13 protein-coding genes and 1 tRNA gene are annotated in these 15,719 nt (G+C 71.5%); 6 read left to right on the top strand and 8 right to left on the bottom strand.

Annotation, left to right across the window (positions count from 1 at the left end):
* Positions 1-64 precede the first annotated feature (64 nt).
* Positions 65-298: a hypothetical protein gene (locus tag VIS07_01890; protein HEY8514245.1), complete on the top strand. Its 234-nt coding sequence runs from the start codon at positions 65-67 to the stop codon at positions 296-298.
* An 88-nt stretch (positions 299-386) separates the two neighbouring features.
* Entirely contained in the window at positions 387-1,946 is a 1,560-nt protein-coding gene (locus VIS07_01885) for a DUF5989 family protein (GenBank protein ID HEY8514244.1), read from the top strand.
* Between the two features lie 126 nt (positions 1,947-2,072).
* Here the strand turns inward: VIS07_01885 and glgP are convergent, their stop codons facing one another.
* The gene (gene glgP, locus VIS07_01880) at positions 2,073-4,244 is read right to left on the bottom strand and encodes an alpha-glucan family phosphorylase (GenBank protein HEY8514243.1); all 2,172 of its coding nucleotides are present in this window, start codon (positions 4,242-4,244) and stop codon (positions 2,073-2,075) included.
* A gap of 518 nt (positions 4,245-4,762) precedes the next feature.
* On the opposite strand from glgP, the gene VIS07_01875 reads away from it, so the two are divergent.
* Both VIS07_01875 and VIS07_01870 read left to right on the top strand, forming a co-directional pair.
* Positions 4,763-5,482: a helix-turn-helix domain-containing protein gene (locus VIS07_01875; protein ID HEY8514242.1), complete on the top strand. Its 720-nt coding sequence runs from the start codon at positions 4,763-4,765 to the stop codon at positions 5,480-5,482.
* Complete coding sequence (locus VIS07_01870) at positions 5,479-6,501, top strand: diiron oxygenase (protein HEY8514241.1); 1,023 nt, start codon at positions 5,479-5,481, stop codon at positions 6,499-6,501. The genes VIS07_01875 and VIS07_01870 overlap by 4 nt, the downstream gene beginning before the upstream one ends.
* Before the next feature lie 51 nt (positions 6,502-6,552).
* Here the strand turns inward: VIS07_01870 and VIS07_01865 are convergent, their stop codons facing one another.
* A complete protein-coding gene (locus tag VIS07_01865; protein HEY8514240.1) occupies positions 6,553-8,247 on the bottom strand; it encodes a carbon starvation CstA family protein in 1,695 nt (564 codons plus the stop codon).
* 120 nt (positions 8,248-8,367) lie between these two features.
* Between VIS07_01865 and VIS07_01860 the strand changes: the two genes are divergently transcribed.
* A complete protein-coding gene (locus tag VIS07_01860) occupies positions 8,368-9,969 on the top strand; it encodes an alkaline phosphatase D family protein (protein ID HEY8514239.1) in 1,602 nt (533 codons plus the stop codon).
* 57 nt (positions 9,970-10,026) lie between these two features.
* On the opposite strand, the gene VIS07_01855 is transcribed toward VIS07_01860, so the two are convergent.
* Positions 10,027-10,302 (bottom strand): hypothetical protein, encoded by a 276-nt coding sequence (locus tag VIS07_01855; protein HEY8514238.1) that lies wholly within the window; start codon positions 10,300-10,302, stop codon positions 10,027-10,029.
* Between the two features lie 292 nt (positions 10,303-10,594).
* Here VIS07_01855 and VIS07_01850 point away from each other — a divergent pair, with 292 nt between their 5' ends.
* The gene (locus VIS07_01850) at positions 10,595-11,791 is read left to right on the top strand and encodes a serine hydrolase (protein HEY8514237.1); all 1,197 of its coding nucleotides are present in this window, start codon (positions 10,595-10,597) and stop codon (positions 11,789-11,791) included.
* A 99-nt stretch (positions 11,792-11,890) separates the two neighbouring features.
* Here VIS07_01850 and VIS07_01845 read toward each other — a convergent pair.
* The 5 genes from VIS07_01845 to VIS07_01825 form a co-directional block, all read right to left on the bottom strand.
* Positions 11,891-11,963: transfer RNA gene (locus tag VIS07_01845), tRNA-Phe, on the bottom strand.
* 130 nt (positions 11,964-12,093) lie between these two features.
* Positions 12,094-13,062, bottom strand: coding sequence for a glutathione synthase (gshB, locus tag VIS07_01840; protein ID HEY8514236.1), 969 nt, complete (start codon positions 13,060-13,062; stop codon positions 12,094-12,096).
* Positions 13,059-13,820, bottom strand: a complete 762-nt coding sequence (locus VIS07_01835; protein ID HEY8514235.1) for an RDD family protein — start codon at positions 13,818-13,820, stop codon at positions 13,059-13,061. Before VIS07_01835 ends, gshB begins: the two co-directional genes overlap by 4 nt.
* 102 nt (positions 13,821-13,922) lie before the next feature.
* Positions 13,923-14,654: an RsmE family RNA methyltransferase gene (locus tag VIS07_01830; GenBank protein HEY8514234.1), complete on the bottom strand. Its 732-nt coding sequence runs from the start codon at positions 14,652-14,654 to the stop codon at positions 13,923-13,925.
* Complete coding sequence (locus VIS07_01825) at positions 14,651-15,655, bottom strand: 50S ribosomal protein L11 methyltransferase (GenBank protein HEY8514233.1); 1,005 nt, start codon at positions 15,653-15,655, stop codon at positions 14,651-14,653. Before VIS07_01825 ends, VIS07_01830 begins: the two co-directional genes overlap by 4 nt.
* Positions 15,656-15,719 lie beyond the last annotated feature (64 nt).

The raw sequence follows: 15,719 nt of genomic DNA, 5'->3' as shown, positions 1-15,719 counted from the left end.
GCGCCGGACGATGAAAATCGTGGGTACCCTTCCACCGGGACGACGGGTATCATCCCCGGCCGACATGGAAGGTTCCTCTTCTCCCAAGCTCGCCGCGCTGCTCGCCTTCTTCCACCGCTTCGGCGAGGTGATGGGCGGCATCGTCCTCGGCTTCCTGTACTTCGTCCTGCTCGGTCCGGTCGCGCTCGTCGTGCGGCTCGCGACCGATCCGCTGCGACGCCGCCGGCCGGGCGACACCGCCTTCGTCCCCTGGCAGAAGGACAACGAGACGCTCGCCGCGGCTCACCGTCAAGGTTGACCCGCATCGCTCCATACCGACCTCGCACCACGGCGCGCGGGCAGATGATCTCGTCCCGCCGCCGCACCCGCCGCTCTCGGGGGATCCCGTGAATCGCATCAACCAAGCCCTCGCTTTGCTCGTGTCGCTGCTGTTCGTCTTCCTCGTGCTCGAGGGCGGGCTGCGCCTGTTCGGCTTCACGCCGCGCCGGACGATGAACCAGTTCGACTCGGCGCTCGGCTGGACGAAGACGCCCTCGACGTCGCTGCGGCGCCACACGAGCGAGTTCGACGTCACGCTGCGGACGAACTCGCGCGGTCTGCGCGAGGACGAGTCCGTCGGCTACGAGAAGCCCGAGGGCGTGCAGCGCGTCCTGCTGATCGGCGACTCGTTCACGCTCGGCTACACCGTCGAGCGCTCCGACACGCTCTCCGAGCTGCTCGAAGCGCGCATGCGCGCCGAGGGTCGCAACGTCCAGGTGATCAACGGCGGCACCGAGGGCTACTCGACCGACCAGGAGGTCCTCTGGCTCGCGCGCGAGGGCGTCAAGTACAAGCCGGACGTCGTCGTCCTGCAGATGTACGAGAACGACATCTTCTGGAACGGCCAGGACCGCTACCTGCGCTACCCGAAGCCCAAGCTGCGCACCGATCTGCCGCCCGAGGAGGCGCTGCGCTCGCTCGCGCCGCTCGAGGATCCGGGTCAGGAGCCGTGGCTCGAGCGCAAGACCGCGCTCGGCAACCTGCTCGGCAACCTCGGCAAGGGGCCCGAGATCCCGATGCTCGAGGGCCCGCGTCCGCTGCCGGCGGAGTGGGGGCCGCGCATCCGCAAGTCCGACGCCGACGGCTGGCCCGAGACCGAGCTCGCGCTGCGCGCGTTTCGCGCGGTCGCCGACGAGATCGGCGCCAAGCCGCTCGTGATGGTGATCCCGGACAAGGCGCAGGTCGACCCGAACGCGCGGCAGGCGATCGCCGAGGTGATCGGCGATCCGGCGTACGACCCGGACCGCCCGTACCGCGGCATGGTCGCCGCCGCCGAGGCGGCGGGGCTGCCGGTGGTCGACACGCTGCCGGCGATGGTCGCGGCGTCGCAGGGCGGCGCGCAGCAGCTCTACTTCGCGCGCGACTGGCACACGAACGGGCTCGGCAACCGCGTGCTGGTGCAGGAGCTCGACACCGCGCTCGCGAGCCCCGCGTTCCTCGGACCGCCGCCGCGCGAGATCGCGCGTCTCACGCTGCCGGAGCCGTCCGCCGAGGAGGCGAGCCACCTCGGCCGCAACGCGCTGATCGCGATCGCCGTCTGGCTGCTGCTGGGCACGTTGTACTGGCGCCGCTTCCCGAGCGAGGGCGCGGTGAAGAGCTACGCCTCGGTCGCGGGGCTGGTCGGCGCGGTCGTCCTGCTGATCTACGGTGTGAGCTGGCTCGCCTGGCTGCTGCCGGTGTGGATCGGCCGCTGGGTGTCGACGATCGTCGTGCTCGCGATCATCGCGGCGGCGATCTGGTACCTGCGCGATCGGCTGCCGGTGATGGGCGAGCTGTTCGCGACCTTCGTCCGGCGCGGGCAGTGGTACATGCTGCCGGTGCTGGTCGGGCTGCTGTCGCTGGGCGGCTTGCTCGTGGTCGCGGCCTCGTCGCCGTGGCTCGCGCCGTTCATCTACACGCTGTTCTGAGCGGCGTCCGGATCGGCGCGGACGCCGCGCGCGGCGCGGGCAGCCGAGCCGCGCGACCAGCGCCTGCGAGCGGGTGATCGGTGAAGCTCGGCGAGCGCGGCTTGCGCGCCCGCCGAGCTCCGCGCGTCACTCGGGGTAGTAGATCCTCGCGTAGTCCTTGACCATCCGCGTCGCGCTGAACATCGGCGCGAGCGACTTCATCGACGCGCGCACGCGCGCCATCCAGCCGCGCGGCACGCCGTCGCGGTTGCGCTCGTAGAACAGCGGGCGGATGTGGTTCTCGATCAGGTCCATCAGCGACTGCGCGTCGACCGCGTTGCGCTCCTCGGAGGCGACCATGCGGCCCTTCGCCGGCAGATCGTAGGGCGGGCCGACGTCCCAGCCGTTCTCGCCGTTCGAGCCCTCGATCCACCAGCCGTCGAGCACGCTGCAGTTGAGGCCGCCGTTGACGACGACCTTCATGCCGCTCGTGCCGCTCGCCTCGAGCGGCGGCAGCGGCAGGTTGAGCCACACGTCGACGCCGTGCACGAGCTTGCGCGCGACGTACTGGTCGTAGTCCTGCAGGAAGACGACGCGCCCGCGGAGCTCGCGGCGATCCTTCCACTGCATGAGCTGCTGCAGGATGCGCTTCGCCTCGTTGTCGCGCGGGTGCGCCTTGCCGGCGAGGACGAACTGCACCGGCTGCGTCGGATGGTCGAGCAGCGCGATCGCACGCTCCATGTCGCTGAGCAGGAGGTTCCAGCGCTTGTAGGCGGCGACCCGGCGCGCGAAGCCGAAGGTCAGCACGTCGGGGTGGAGCAGGCGCTTCGCGCTGCGCACGAGCTGGTCCGACTCGCCGGCCGCACGCCACTGCGCCTCCGCGCGATGGCGCGCCGCCGCGACCAGGCGCGCGCGCAGCAGGCAGTGCGCCCGCCACAGCTCCGCGTCCGGGATGAGGTCGATCTTCTTCCACAGCTCCGGATCGTCGGCGTGCTGCGTCCAGTCCGGACCGAGGTACTGATCGAACAGGCGGCGCATCAGCGGCGCGACCCAGGTCGCGTGGTGCACGCCGTTCGTCACCGCGCCGATCGGCGACTGCTCGACCGGCACGTCGGGCCACAGCGACTGCCACATGCGCGCGCACACCTCGCCGTGGCGCTTGCTCACGCCGTTCGTCGAGCGCGACAGCCGGATCGCGAGCGGCGTCATGCCGAACGGCTCCATGCTGTCCGACGGGTGGCGGCGTCCGATGCCGAGCACGGTCTCGATGTCGGTGCCGAGCTCCTGCAGGAAGTCGCCGAGCACGGCCTGCATGAGCGACGGATCGAAGGTGTCGTTGCCGGCCGGGACGGGCGTGTGCGTCGTGAAGATGCACTGTTGCTTGACGGCGGCGCAGGCGTCCTCGAACGTCGCGCCCTCGGCGACCCGCTCGCGCACCAGCTCGAGCGTGAGAAACGCCGAGTGCCCCTCGTTCAGGTGGTAGGCGTGCGGCGTGATGCCGAGCGCGCGCAGCGCGCGCACGCCGCCGATCCCGAGCACGACCTCCTGCACGATGCGCGTGTTCTCGTCGCCGCCGTAGAGGTGCGCGGTGATCCAGCGGTCGATGTCCTCGTTCTGGTCGCAGTCGGTGTCGAGGAGGTAGAGCGGCACGCGGCCGATGTCGGCGCGCCAGATCTGGATCGTCACCTTGCGGCCGCGGATCGGCACCTCGACGGTGAGCGGCTGGTTGGCTTCGTCACGGATCAGCGTCAGCGGCAGCTCGCGGAAGTCCTCGTCGCTGTAGAACTCCTCCTGCCAGCCGTCGACGTTGATCCGCTGCCGGAAGTAGCCCTGGCGGTAGAGCAGCCCGATCCCGACCAGCGGCAGCCCGAGGTCGGACGCCGACTTCAGGTGGTCGCCGGCGAGGATGCCGAGACCGCCCGCGTAGAGGTGCAGCGACTCGTGGATCCCGTACTCGGCGCAGAAGTAGGCGATCGGACGGTCCGCGGACGCCTGCGCGATGTTCTGGCGCGCCCAGGTCGTCGCCCACTCGCCGCGCGGCGAGCCCGGCTTGGCGCGCATGTACTCGTCGAACTTGGCGACGGTCTTCTCGATGCGCGCGATGTAGTCGGGATCGGTCGCGACCTGAGACAGGCGCTCCGGTCGTGCGGTGCGCAGGAGCTGCAGCGGGCTGTGGCCGCATTCGTCCCAGCGCTGCGGATCGATGTCGCGGAACAGGGTGATCCCGTAGTCGTTCCAGGTCCACCACAGGTTGCCCGCCATGCGCACGAGCGGACGCAGCGTTTCGGGAAGGGAGTCGTGCAGCTTCTGATCGAACATCGGTACCTCTGTACACCTATCGGCAGCCTCGCGCCGCGCATGCGCGGGCGCAGGCGGGGAGGGACTCCAATCGGCGTGCCGTCGCTCCCGCTGGCTCCACGCGAGCGGGCGAGGAGCGGTGGCGCGTCGCACGGCACGCTCCGCGAAGGTGCGAGGGCTAACACAGCGCTCGCGCGCGCGGCAATTGCGTAGGGCGACGCGCTTGCGCGCGTGATGTGTGTGATGCGTGCGTGCGAGATCGTGCGCCGTGCGGTGCGCGCGTGATTCGGAGGCACGCTGCGCGCTGACGCGTTCACCGCGCGCCGCACCGAGCCGCAGCCGTGAATCCGCGGTGCGCGCGACGAGTCATGCGGTCTCGGTCCGCCTTCGCTGCGACGGTCACGCGAGCCGCGCCGGGCGCCCGCGACCGGCACGCGCGAGCGGCGACGGCGAGCGCCGGAGCAGAAAAGCGACGAGCCCCCGTTGACTCCCGGAGCGCCTCGGGATAGTTCTGTACCGAACGTTCTGGACAGATCGTAATGACGCGAAATCCCAGCAGGAACGCCGCCGCGAGCGGGACCAGGCGGATCAGCAAACGGGTCGCTCAAGGGCTCCGCAGCCGCGACAACCTGCTGCGCGCCGCGGCGCGGCATTTCGCCGAGCGCGGCTTCTCGGCGACCAGCATCGACGACGTCTGCCGCGAGGCGGGCGTCGTGAAGAGCGCGGTCTACTGGCACTTCGCGAGCAAGGAAGGGCTGCTCGCCGCGGTGCTCGAAGAAACGGCAACCGCCTGGATCGAAGGCATCGTCGCGAGCGTCCACCAGACGGGCGACCCGCGCGAGCGCCTGTCGCGGGCGGTCGGCGGCATGCGCGAGCTGGTCGAGACGCGGCCGGCGCTGCTCCGCCTGCTGCACTCGATGCTGCTCGAGCGCACGGCCGACAGCGACGAGACGCGCGAGGTCCTGATCCGCGTCTTCGACCGTGCGCGCGCCGCCTTGGTGGACGGCATCGCCGAGGTGATCGGCATCCGGCCACCGGGCCTCGAGACCACCGCAGCGCTCGCGCTCGCGGCGCTCGACGGCATCTTCCTGCAGCACCAGCTGCGCAAGGATCGCGACGAGCTCGACCGGCTGTTCGGCGAGCTCGAGCGGATGGTCGTCTATCTCGTGAGCCGCCTCTTCGACGAGGCGCAGAGGGTCGGCGCGGGCGACACCCCCGTGGGTCACACCGCGCCCGCCGATGGAGAGCAAGAAGGATGAGCACGACGGTCGGTCAAACGGTGACGCAGACGGGCACGGGGATCGTGCTCGACGACGAGCTCTCGGTCTCCGCGCGCGAAGCCGCGCAGGACGAGGCCTACCTCAAGCTGCTGAAGCGGCTCTCGCACCAGTCCGTCGTCAAGCACTTCGATGCCTACGCCGACATCGACTGGGACGCGCCCGAGATGCGCATCGATCCCGAGGATCCGCGCTGGGAGCTCGACAACGAGGTCTCGCTCGGCGCGACGTCCTGGTACCGCTCGCAGCCGCAGGCGATCCGCGCGCGCATCGGCCTGCACCTGTTCGCGACCTTCATGAAGATCGGGTTGCAGTTCGAGTCGGTGCTCAAGCGCGGGCTGCTCGAGTACGCCTTCAAGCTGCCGAACGGCGCGCCGGAGTTCCGCTACGTCTACCACGAGATCATCGAGGAGTCGCAGCACTCCTTGATGTTCCAGGAGTTCGTGAACCGCTCGGGCTTCGACATCCCCGGGCTCGCCGGCTGGCAGAAGGTCGCGAGCCGCTGGGTGGTGCGTCTGGGGCGCACGTTCCCCGAACTGTTCTTCATGTTCGTGCTCGGCGGCGAGGATCCGATCGACCACGTGCAGCGTCAGATGCTGCGCAACCGCGCGAACGTCCACCCGCTGCTGCGCCGCATCTGCCAGATCCACATCACCGAGGAGGCGCGCCACCTGTCGTTCGCGCGGCTCTACCTGCGGCGCAACGTGCCGAAGCTCGGACGGTTCAAGAAGCGCATGCTGCAGGTGCGCACGCCGCTCATCCTCGGCCAGATGTCGCAGATGATGATGCAGCCGTCGCCGCAGATCGTCGCGACCTACAACATCCCGAAGTCGGTGCTGCGCGAGGCGTACTACGAGAATCCCGAGCACCGGCAGCGCACCGCCGACGCGGTCGCCAAGGTCCGCGCGCTCTGCCAGGAGCTCGATCTCATCACGCCGCGCACCGTCAAGCTCTGGAAGGCGTTCGGCCTCTGGCCGAAGGGCGTGCCGTTTACCGCGTGACGCAGCGCCGGCGCGCGGCGTGACACGTCACGCGTACGCGCGACGTGAGCGTCACGCGTCGGCGCGTCCCGCCGTCTCGGGAAGCGGCGCGCGCAGCTCGCGCGCCGCTTCGACGGTCAGCATCCCCGCGAGCGCAATCAGCAGCACCGCGACGACGCCGTTGATCGTCGTCGTGTCGAAGCCCGCAGCGCCGTTCGCGAGCGCGGTAAATGCTTGACGCGCCTGGATCACCAGCGACCAGACGGTGATCGCCATCACGAACACCATCGGCACCAGCGTGTACCACGCGCGGCGTCCGCTCTTGCGCAGCCACACGCTGACGCCGAGCAGCGTCAGCGCGGCGAGGAGCTGGTTGCTCGTGCCGAAGAGCGTCCAGAAGACGCGGTAGGAGCCTTCACCCGCGGCGAGGACGAAGACCGCGGGCACGAGCACCGTCAGCGCGGTCGCGGCGATCGCGCCGACGCGTCCCGTCCAGCCGAAGAGCTCTTGCAGGACGTAGCGGCCGAGCCGCGTGCTGACGTCGAGCGTGTCGAAGACGAACGTCGAGAACGCCATCGCGCCGAACGTCGTCGCGAACAGCAGGTGCTCCTCGCCGATCATCCCGGCGAGGAAGCGTCCGAGCCCGGCGCCGTAGATCGTGCCCGGCGCCTTGCCGGCGGTATCGGGTGTGGCGACGATCATCACGGTCGCGAGCGCGATCAGCGCGACGAACGCCTCGAGCAGCATCGCGCCGTAGCCGATCGGCTTGCAGTCGGACTCCTTGGCGATCTGCTTCGAGGTCGTCCCGGAGCAGACGAGCCCGTGGAAGCCCGAACACGCGCCGCACGCGATCGTCACGAACAAGAAGGGGAAGAGTGCGCCCGTCGGACCGGGCGCGTGCCACGTCTTGAACGCTTCCTGCTCGATCGTGAAGCCGCCGAAGAACATCCCGACGGTGCCGACGAAGAGCGCGAGGTAGAGCACGAAGCCGCCGAGGTAGCCGCGTGGCTGCAGCAGCGACCACACCGGCGCGAGCGAGGCGACGAAGCAGTACGCGAGGATCAGCAGCGCCCAGGTCTGCGACGGCAGCACCGCCCACGTCGAGATCTCGGTCCCGAGCCAGACCACGCCGAGCGTCGCCGGCACGAACACCACCGTGAGGAGCCACAGGGGAGGGCGCAGCACGCGGTCGATGACGCCCATCACCAGCGACAGCAGCAGGTACATGACGCTCGCCGCCGCCACGGCGCCGCCCGGGTGGAACGTGACCTCCGTGCCCGCGAGGTCCTCGCCGCCGCTCACGAAGCTGCTCGCCGTGATGTCGGCGAACGCGACGATGACGTAGACCAGCGCGATCCAGATGAACGCCATGATCGCGAGCCACGCGCGCGGTCCGAGCGTGAGCTTGACGATCTCCGCGATCGAGCGCCCGCGATGGCGAACCGACGCGACCAGCGCCGAGAAGTCGTGCACCGCGCCGATGAACACGACGCCGAGCCCGATCCACAGCAGGCAGGGCAGCCAGCCGAACTGCAGGCAGGCGAGGATCGGCCCCGCGATCGGACCCGCGGCCGCGATCGCGCTGAAGTGCTGGCCGAGGAGGTAGAAGCGGCGGGTCGGCACGAAGTCGACGCCGTCCTCGAGCTCGACCGCCGGCGTCGTGCGCGCGTCGTCGAGCGCGTACTGCCGGGCGATGAAGCGGCCGTACGAGGTGTAGCCGACGACCAGGACGATCAGCGTCAGCGCGGCGAGAAGCGGAAGGCTCATTGCGTCGCGCCGGTCTAGCGAGATTCGGGCGGAGGGGAAAGGGAAGCGCGGCGCGCGTGGCGGGACGCGCGCCGCGCGACGTCTTCCGCGCTACGCGCCACCGTGCTAGCCGTCGCCGCCATGTCCCACCGCCCGCCCTTCGACATCTGCCCACCGGGAGGAGAAGGACGCACGCTGCCGCGTCGCGAGTTCCTCCGCATGCTCGCCGCCGCGGCCGGAGGGGCCGCGGCGCTCATGACCCCGATGCGCCGCGCCGGCGCGCAGACGGTCGATCCCGCGACGCTGTTCCCCGACGGCGTGAAGGCGGGCGATCCCTGGCCGCGCGGCGGCGTGATCTGGACGCGCGTCGCGGCGCCGCCCGACGGCTCGACGGTGCCGGTCGTGTGGTCGGTCGCGGAGGATCCCGACATGCAGCGCGTCGTGCGCGGCGGCCTCGCGAACGCGACCGCGGCAGGCGGGCACCACGTCAAGGTCGTCGTGCGCGGGCTTCGTCCGGACCGCTGGTACTACTACCGCTTCGAGGTCGACGGCGTGGCGGGTCCGACCGGTCGGCTGCGTACCGCGCCGCGCATCGGCGCCAAGGCCGAACGCCTGCGCTACGCGTTCGCGAGCTGCCAGCAGCGCAACGAAAGCTACTACGTCGCGCACCGCGCGATCACGAAAGAGAACGTCGACTTCCTGCTCCACCTCGGCGACTACGTCTACGTCAGCGACACCGGCACGATCACGCTCGACGACTACCGCCGGGTCTACCGACGCTTCCACTCGAACCCGCTGCTGCAGGAGCTGCACGCCGCGGTGCCGCTCGTCGCGGTGTGGGACGACGGCGAGTTCTACAACGGCGTCGACCGCACCGGGCCGCCCGAGCGCCTCGCCGCCGCGCGCACCGCGTGGTTCGAGGCGATGCCGGTCGTGCGCCGTCGCGACGACCGCATTTATCGTAGCTTGACGTGGGGACGGCTCGCCAAGATGCTGATCCTCGACACGCGGCAGTACCGCGACCCCGAGGTGCCGCCCAACACGCGCTTCGCCGACATCATCGACGCGCAGGACACCTCGCTGCCGCCCGGCGAGCAGATGTTCGCGCCCGGGCGCACGACGCTCGGCACCAAGCAGCGCAACTGGCTCAAGGGCGAGCTCGGCCGCACGCGCCAGACCTGGAAGCTGATCGGCAGCAGCTACGACATGGCGCCGTGGAAGATCATCGACCGCGACACGCCGGAGCTGCGCCGCACCAATCCCAATCTGCAGAGGAACGGCGGCGTCTACGTCTCGAACGAGGCGTGGGACGACTACCAGTGGGAGCGGCGCCAGCTGATGGAGTACATCGCGCGCCGCCGCATCCGGAACGTGCTGGTGTCGGCCGGGCACACGCACTTCTACAAGGCGAGCGAGATCCAGCCCGACTTCGACGACGAGACGTCGCCGATCACCGCGGTCGAGTTCGTCACCGGCTCGCTCACCGCGGATCCCGATCCGCGCACGATCGCGCCCGAGGAGCTGCTGCACGTGGCGGAGCAGCTCATGCTCGTCGCGAACACGCCGTACCTGAAGCAGATCGACCTGCTGAACCAGGGCTACGCGACCGTCGACCTCACGCCCGAGGAGGCGATCGTCGAGTTCCGCGTGCTCGACACCTTCGACCCGAACGCGGAGGCGCGCACTCAGGCCCGCTTCCGCGTGGTCGCTGGCGTGCCCGGGATCGAGGTGCTGCCGGTCTAGCCTGGCGCGAGCCGTTGCCGGTCTCGGCGCCGACGACGGCTCGCGGGACGCGCGGGCTCAGGCGAGCGCGGCCGCGGCGAGCGCCGTGTCGTCCGGGTCGTCGGCGGGCGTCGACGCGCCCGCGAGCTCGCGGACCTTCGCGCGCAGGCCACAGCTCCGGGTGACGTGCCGCGCGAGCGCCGGCGCCTGCAGCGCGAGGTCGACGAGCTCGATCAGCTCCGCGGCGCCGTAGACGCGGCCGCGGCTGCCCGGCAGCGAGCCCACCGCGGCGAGGACGGACTTCAGCGCGTCGGCGTCGTGCGCCGCGCGAACCATCGTCTCCACGACGTCCATGTCGAACCCCAAGCGATCCACGCGCGGCCGACACAGCAACCGCCATACCGGCGCGCCGCGCTCGGCGGACGCGACGAGAACCCGCGCGATTGCGGGGGAATCGGCGTCGATCGCGAGCGCGCACGGTGGAGGGAGTCGCGGCTGCCGTGTCCGGTCGGGAACGGGTGCTACCGCGCGGACGCGGCGCGGTCGGCGCTCGACGGCGCGCGCGTACGGCGGCTCGCGCGCGCATCCGAGCCGTTCGCTCGGATCGGGCTAGCGAATCCGCGGCGTCCCCGACTAGCATCCACGCATGCTCGTTCACCGACTGCGCGCTCTCACGATCACCCTGGTCGTCTTCGCCGTCGCCGCCTGCGGCGACTCCAGCTCGGGCGGCTCGAGCTCCGGGCTGCGCTGGCCCGGCGAGGAATGGTTCGTCTCGACGCCCGAGGCCGAGGGGATGGACTCGACCATCCTCGAGGGCGCGCGCGAGTACGCGTTTGCGGAGGGACGCAACACGCAGGGCGTGGTCGTCGTCCGCAACGGCGCGATCGTCGCCGAGTGGTACGCCGAGGGCGCCGGCCCGACGACGCTCGCCACCAGCTGGTCGATGGCGAAGAGCTTCGCCGGCACGCTGATCGGCATCGCGATCGACCGCGGCGACATCCCGAGCCTCGACGTGCCGCTGACCGAGTTCTTCCCGCAGTGGCGCGGCACCGACAAGGAGGGTGTCACGCTGCGCCACCTGCTCGAGATGCGCTCCGGCATCGAGTGGAACGAGATCACCGACAACATCCCGCTCTACGGCAACAACACCGACCAGCTCACCGTCGCCTTGAACCGACCGCAGCGCTTCGCGCCGGGCACGGCGTGGAACTACTCGAGCGCCGACTCGATGCTGATCTCCGGCGTGATCGAGGCCGCGACCGGACGCTCCGCGAAGGAGTACGCGGAGGAGCACCTGCTCGGTCCGATCGGGCTACCGGGTGAGTGGTGGATCGACGCTTCCGGCCACGCGCTCACCTACTGCTGCCTCGACGCTCCGACACGCGAGTACGCGCGCTTTGGCCTGCTGTTCGCGCGCGGCGGCGAGTGGGACGGCCGTCAGGTGGTGAGCCGCGAGTGGGTCGAGGAGGCGACGCGTCCGCTCGCCGAGGCGCCGTTCTACGGGCTGCACTGGTGGAGCAACAGCAACCGCGCCATGGCACCGAACGCGCCGGCGGAGCTCTTCGCCGCGCGCGGCCTGCACAGCCAGGACATCTACGTGATCCCGAGCCTCGACCTGGTGGTCGTGCGCAACGGCCTCTACGAGCGTGCCGGCACGGAGGCGGTGCGCACGGGCGCCAACTTCCACCGCACGCAGGCGCCGAGCAGCTGGAGCGTCGACGAGTTCCTCGCGCCGGTGCTGGCGTCGATCACGGACGCCGAGCCCGCGCAGGTGGCCTCGACCGCGTCGGTCGCGGAGCGCGAGCGCGTGCGCGAGGCGGAAGCGGCTGCGGGCCTGCGCTGACGGGCTCGCGCCGCGCTGCGGCGACGGCGTCGCGCACGCCCGCACGGCGAGCGTTGTGCCGCGTCCGCGGCGGCCCTCAAGCCGCGGCGGAAGGAAGAGTGGCCAGGGGGTGAATCGAACACCCGACACGCAAATTTTCAGTCTGCTGCTCTGCCAACTGAGCTACCTGGCCAGACCGCTTGCGGACTCCAATGGCTAACGAACCCTTCCGCGGGAGTCAACGCGCGCCGACCCGCGCGGGGTAGGGCGTTCACGGCGCCGGCGAGCGCGCGCTCGCGACCCAAGGCTCCGGCTCGCGCCTTCTAGCGCTCGAGCTTCTCCGCCGCGCGCTCGACCCAGTCGATCATCTCGACCTCGAGGTGCTTGCCGTAGAGCGCCGCGATCTCCTGGACGCCGGTCGGGCTCGTGACGTTGACCTCCGTCAAGTAGTCGCCGATCACGTCGAGGCCGACGAACACCAGGCCGTCCTCGCGCAGCTTCGGGCCGACGCGGGCGCAGATCTCGAGGTCGCGCGGGCTCATCTCGAACGCCACCGCCGAGCCGCCGACGTGCAGGTTCGAGCGCGCCTCCTCCTCGCTCGGGACGCGCAGCACGGCGCCGCGCGGCTCGCCGTCGATCAGGATGATGCGCTTGTCGCCCTTGCGCACCTCGGGGAGGTAGCGCTGCGCCATCACGCGCCGGCGGCTCTCGTTGGTCGCGAACTCGAGGATCGAGTTCAGGTTGCGGTCGCCGCGGTGCAGGTGGAAGACGCCCGCGCCGCCGCAGCCGTCGAGCGGCTTGATGATCATCTCGCCGCCCATGTCGACGAGGAACTCCTTGAGCCGTCGGACGTCGCTCGTCACCAGGCTCTCGGGGATCACGTCGGGGAAGTTCAGCGCGTAGAGCTTCTCGTTCGCCTCGCGCAGCCCGCGCGGGTCGTTGATCACCAGGGTCTTCCGCCGATCGACCAGCGACGCGATGTGCGTGTCGAAGAAGAAGTCCATGTCGAACGGCGGGTCCTTGCGCAGGAAGACCGCGTCGAACCAGACCAGCGGCTCGCGCCGCGCGTCGCCGAGCGTGAAGTGGTCGCCCTGCTTGCGGCGCACCGACACCGAGCGGAAGGTCGCCTCCGGCACGCCGCGGTTCAGCGCCAGGTCGCGCGCGTCGATGTAGAAGATCTCGTGCCCGCGCGACTGCGCTTCGAGCAGGAAGGCGAACGTCGTGTCCTTGTCGATGTTGATCACCGGCAGCGGGTCCATCACGAACCCGAGCCGGAGCCGCCGCCCGCTCAAGCGTTCCCCCGCGTGCGGACGACGATGGTGTCGGCGAGGTAGTCGTGCAGCGCGCGCTTCGACGGACCGAGCGCGAACAGGAAGCCTGCGCCGAGCGTCGCCATCGAGAGCAGCAGGCCCGCGGTGCGCAGCACGCCGCGCGCGATGCCGATCGGCGCGCCGTTGCGTCCGACGACGCGGATGCCGAGCGCCGCCTTGCCGAGCGTCTGCCCGGCGCGCGCGTTCAGCACCGAGAAGTAGCCGATGCCGAGCGTCGTCGAGCCTGCCGACAGCAGCGAGCCGACGAAGCTCGCCGGGTCGCCGATCCGCGTTCCGGAGAGGGTCTCCGCGGTCATCACCGCCGAGGTCGCGAGCGCGAACAGCACGGCGTCGAGCAGGCCCAGCAGGACGAGGTCGATGCCCAGCGCGAGCCCGCGCCGCACGACCCCGGCGCGCACCGTGCCCTCCGCCGTCGCGGCGGTCGCGGTGACGAAGCGCGGGGTCGGCACCGTCGGATCGTCGGGCAGCGGCTGCCGCACGAAGGACGGCTCGCGACGCTCGACGCGCTGCGCCGCGGGGTTGGCGAGCCGCAGGTCGCCGTGCTCCTCGTCCGGGTCGTCGAGCCGGGGCTCGTCGGTGTCGTAGACCAGCCCGTCGTCCTCCTCGACCTCGGCGTGCGCGGAGCCGTTCAGATGTCCCGAGGCCGGGCGCGCTCCGCACGCCTCGCAGGTCTCGGCGGCGCGGGACAGCGGTGCCCCGCACTCGGCGCAATTCATCATGGGGCAACTCATTCCAGAAGCGTCCCGCGAACGCCAGTTGGCCCCGCGGACGCGTACCCCGGGCCGCGCAGTCCCGCGCGTCCGCACGGCGCGGCTTGTGCGTCAGCCGTCCGGGAAGAGGGCGGCTGCGGCGGCGAGGCCGGCGAGCGCCGCGGTCTCGAAGCGCAGCGTGCTGCGTCCGAGACGGACGGGCTCGGCGCCGCGTGCGAGCAGCGCCGCCGTCTCGCGCTCGACGAGCCCGCCCTCCGGTCCGACGACGAGGACCAGCGGCCGCTCCTGGCGACGTGTGTCGCTGCTTCGCAGCACGCGAGGAGAATCGCCGTCGGGCGTCAGCAGCCAGACGAGCGCCGCGGGATCGAGCGCGCCGACGAGCGTCGCGAAGTCGACGCACGGACGGATCTCCGGCTCGCGCGTGCGTCCGCACTGCTCGCACGCGGCGCGCGCAATGCGCCGCCAGCGCTCGAGCCGCGTCTCCGGCAGCGTGCGGGCCTGGCTGCGCTCGGCGACGAACGGCTGCAGCGCGGTCGCGCCGAGCTCGGTCGCCTTCTCGACCACGAGATCCATGCGCGCGAGGTCGCCGAGCGCGAGCGCGAGCGTGCGCGCGGCGACGGGGTCGCGTCCGCTGGGCGGCAGCTCCGTGCCGAGCGCGAGCAGCGCGCCGTCGCGTCCGAGCCGCTCGATGACGGCGGCGCGCTCGCGGCCGGGGCCGACGATCGCGCACACCTCGTCGCCCTCGCGCACGCGCAGGGCGCGCAGGTGACGCGCTCCGGCGGCGTCGAGCGATGCGCGCTCGGAGTGCGTGGGGTCGGGGTCGACGAAGAAGCGACCTTTCAACGTGTGCCGCTCCGTGTGCGTCGTGGCGCGCTGCGCGCGCGTCGAGGCGCACTGCGTGCACGTCCTACGTCGTCGCGGACGAGCGTCAGCGTGCTCCACGTCGCGCGGCACTCGCGGCGCTCGAGCGTGAAGCCCGCGCTTTCGAGCGCCGCGCGGACTTCGCGCTCCTGCGACGCGAGCAGCCCCGACACGATCAGCGTGCCGCCCGGACGCACGCGCGCCGCGAGCGCCTCCGCCATCTCGATCAGCAGCCCTGCGTAGAGGTTCGCGACCACCAGGTCGTAGCGACCGCGCGCGCGCGCGAGCGATGCGAGCACGTGGACGTCGGGGAAGCCGTTCGCCGCGGCGCAGGCCGCGGTCGCCTCGCGCGCGACCGGATCCGTCTCCACGGCGACCACGCGCTCGACGCCGAGCGCACGCATCGCGACCGCGAGGATGCCGCTGCCGCTGCCGACGTCGAGGCCGCTCGCCGGCGGCGTGCGCAGACACGCGCGCTCGATCGCGACCAGGCAGCCGCGGGTCGTCGGATGGTGACCGGTGCCGAAGGCGCGCGCGGGATCGACGCGCAGCACCACGCGTCCCGCGGCGAGCGGCGCGATCTCTCGCTTCGTGCACCACGACGGCGCCACCAGCAGCTTCCGACCGATCCGTACGGGCGGGAAGTGCCGCCGCCAGGTGCGATCGTAGGGCGGTGGGCGGAACGGCTCGATGCGGATCTCGCGCCGGCGCGCGATCGGGAACTCGGCGGCGAGCGCGTCGAGCGCCGCGCGCAGCTCGGCTTCGATCCGCTGCGGGTCGAGGCGGGGAGGGAAGTACGCGGTGAAGCGCGTCGTGCCGCGCGGCGGCGGCGCGGTGCCGTCGGTGGGCGCGCGGCGCAGGTCGCGCTCGTCGACGATCACGCCCGGCGCGCCGAGCTCGATGCAGCGCGCGCCGAGCGCGTCCGCGACCTCGGCCGGCACGCGGGCCGAGAACCTCGACCAGGGCTCGGCAGGCTGCGGCATGGCGGCGGAGGTTAGCGACCGTCGCCCCGCGTGGCGACCCGCGCGCGGCGTCTGCTACCGGAGC

The sequence above is a fragment of the Candidatus Binatia bacterium genome, from assembly GCA_036563615.1.
Lineage (GTDB): Bacteria > Desulfobacterota > Binatia > UBA12015 > UBA12015 > DATCMB01.
The sequence above is the reverse complement of the archived record's forward strand: the minus strand, read 5'-3'. Positions and strand labels throughout refer to the sequence as shown.